The sequence below is a fragment of the Anaerophaga thermohalophila str. Valhall genome, assembly GCF_000250735.1.
Classification (GTDB): domain Bacteria; phylum Bacteroidota; class Bacteroidia; order Bacteroidales; family Marinilabiliaceae; genus Anaerophaga; species Anaerophaga thermohalophila_A.
On sequence record NZ_AHZV01000044.1, the window covers coordinates 1 to 2,459 of the forward strand.

Below are 2,459 nucleotides of genomic sequence, written 5' to 3' on the forward strand. Positions count from 1 at the left end.
TTGTTGAACTAAACCCGTTTTCACGGGAGCTTATCACTATAAAACTAAGAAATCTTCCAAAATAACCCGAATTTTCTGCTTGTAAACTTTTAAACAATTTATTATGAGCAGAAAACCTTATTTAGAGCAGGCCTGCGAGGCAGTGCCCGAGTTCAAAACAGTCAGTGAGCAGTTTCTTCGTAAGTACACCCTTGCCGGGAAGTCTTCATCGTGCATCCGCAATTATTTGATGCAAATCTCTAAGCTGGTGCTTCACTTTCAAAGCTCACCTTTGGAGCTTTCCCGGGACCAGTTGGAGGAATACCTTTTTTATTTGCGTGAGAATGACCAGCCCAGTATGAGCTCTTTTAAGCACCTGGTTTATGGTCTTCGTACCATGTTCAGCATGTTTAAGAACGAAGAATTGTATTTGAGCCTTCCGACCATTTCCCAGAGCAAAGCGCTGCCGGAAGTCTTTTCACAGCAGGAGATCAGACGAATCCTTAAAGCACCTAAACTTCTCAAACACCGGGTCCTTTTCAGTCTTATTTACGACTGCGGTCTTCGCATCAGTGAAGTTATTAACCTGAAAATTACGGATGTGGATTTTGATCGACACCAAGTGCACATCCGCGAGAGCAAGTGCAAGAAGGACCGCTATGTCCCGGTATCTTCAATTGTTTTGCGCGGACTTACCCTGTATTTTGAAACTTCCGGACCCCGGGAGTGGCTGTTTAACGGTAAAATCCGTGGCCAGCAAATTAGTCGCCAGGGCATACGCTATGCCTTCAGGGCTGCTATCCGTAAGGCCGGGATAAAAAAGGATGTGTGCATTCATACTTTGCGGCACACCTATGCAACTCACCTTATAGAAATGGGACTGGATATCATGAGTGTGAAAAAACAACTGGGCCATGCACAGCTACGCACAACCCTGATGTACCTGCATATAGCCCAATCAGTCCCCCAGGCATGCTTTAGCCCAATGGAAAAACTCTATAAAAATGGGCGCTGATCAGGACCTGGGGGGCATCATAGACCAGTTTCTGCCTGCATTGCTGCAAAAACGAGGCGTTACCGGACATCAACTAAAGACCTTGCGGGCACTTTCTGCGTGCCGTACCACCAAACTTGGCGGTTCTGCTATGGTTTGCCGGGATTGTGGCAGCGTTCACTATGTAATGCATAGTTGTCGAAATCGTCATTGTCCCCGTTGCCAGGGCATCGATAAGGAACTGTGGATTGATGACCGAAAACAGGAGTTGCTTCCGGTCAAATACTTCCATGTGGTCTTTACCGTGCCTCACGATTTATTGGAGCTGTTTCGCTTCAACCGGGAGATAATGTATAATTTGTTGTTTGAGAAGTCGTGGGAAACCCTCACTATCTTTGCAAAAGACCCGAAACTTCTGGGCGCACAACCCGGAGCCATTGCGATTTTGCATACGTGGGACCAGCAACTGCACTTTCACCCTCATGTGCACCTTATTGTCCCGGCCGGTGGATTGGACAAAAGGGGGAGGTGGAAAAGCACCAAACAAAAGGGCAATTTTTTGTTTGATGTAAAACAACTCTCCAATGTTTTCAGCGCCCGGTTTGCCAGCAAACTTCGCCGGTTGAAGAGGCTGGGAAAAATCACCAAACATGTGCCACGTGATTTGATAAAAAAGTCCTGAGTGGTGTATGCCAAACAGGCTTTTGGCACATCAGCAAGTGTGGTTGAGTATCTTGGAAGATACAGCCACCGGGTGGCCATATCCAATCATCGCATCCTGAGTGTCACTGACAAGCATGTAACTTTTAGCTGGCTTAACCGAAAGGAAGGTTACCGGAAGGAAACAGAAACGCTTACGGGGGTGAAATTCCTGGAGCGTTTTCTGGATCATATCGTTCCACCTTATTTTCGGCGCATCCGTCACCTGGGCTTTCTCAGCAACCGAAACAAAAGGAATGCGCTGGCGATAATAAGAGAACAACTGCTTGCAGGTTTTAATGTACCAAAGCGTCTTACCCGTTCACAGGTACTGGCCGCACGTTTTGGCGAGCGTTCCCTACTGCAATGCCGCGAATGTGGTGGCGAACTGTTGTTACTGGAGAACTATCCCAAAGAGCGGGCGCCACCCATTCTGGAGTGCGCTTAAGCGGTCATTTGGCATGTCCACAGAAATAATGTATCTCATGGGTGCAAACGGGGAAGGTATGTTCTCAAGGCCGGTTTCCCATGAAAATCCGGGAAAAGACAGGGCAACCACAATAAGAATCACCTCAGACAGGCAGTTAATGGAAAATCATATGTCAAAGAACGCTCAATAATAAAGACAAAAAGTACTTTGCTCTCATTCAAAAACCCCATTGAAAACACTATAAGTAAAACATTGCATTTTAGAATCTTATGATGAGGCCCGGGTAGAATGTTTAGTTCAACAAAGCCTCCAATGTCAAGCGTATGCAAGCAACGCTTGATCGGAGGCTAAGTGTTT

At 46.5% G+C, this 2,459-nt stretch carries 1 protein-coding gene and 1 pseudogene; both read left to right on the top strand.

The window, feature by feature from the left end; genetic code table 11:
* Positions 1 to 103 precede the first annotated feature (103 nt).
* Positions 104 to 994 (top strand): tyrosine-type recombinase/integrase, encoded by an 891-nt coding sequence (locus OQ5_RS0101810; protein ID WP_016775852.1) that lies wholly within the window; start codon positions 104 to 106, stop codon positions 992 to 994.
* A pseudogene (locus OQ5_RS24050) lies at positions 984 to 2,120 on the top strand (IS91 family transposase). Before OQ5_RS0101810 ends, OQ5_RS24050 begins: the two are co-directional and overlap by 11 nt.
* Positions 2,121 to 2,459 lie beyond the last annotated feature (339 nt).

Bases quoted from the DNA above. Each gene is read 5' to 3' on its own strand.
- OQ5_RS0101810 (WP_016775852.1), top strand. From the start codon at position 104: ATGAGCAGAAAACCTTATTTAGAGCAGGCCTGCGAGGCAGTGCCCGAG.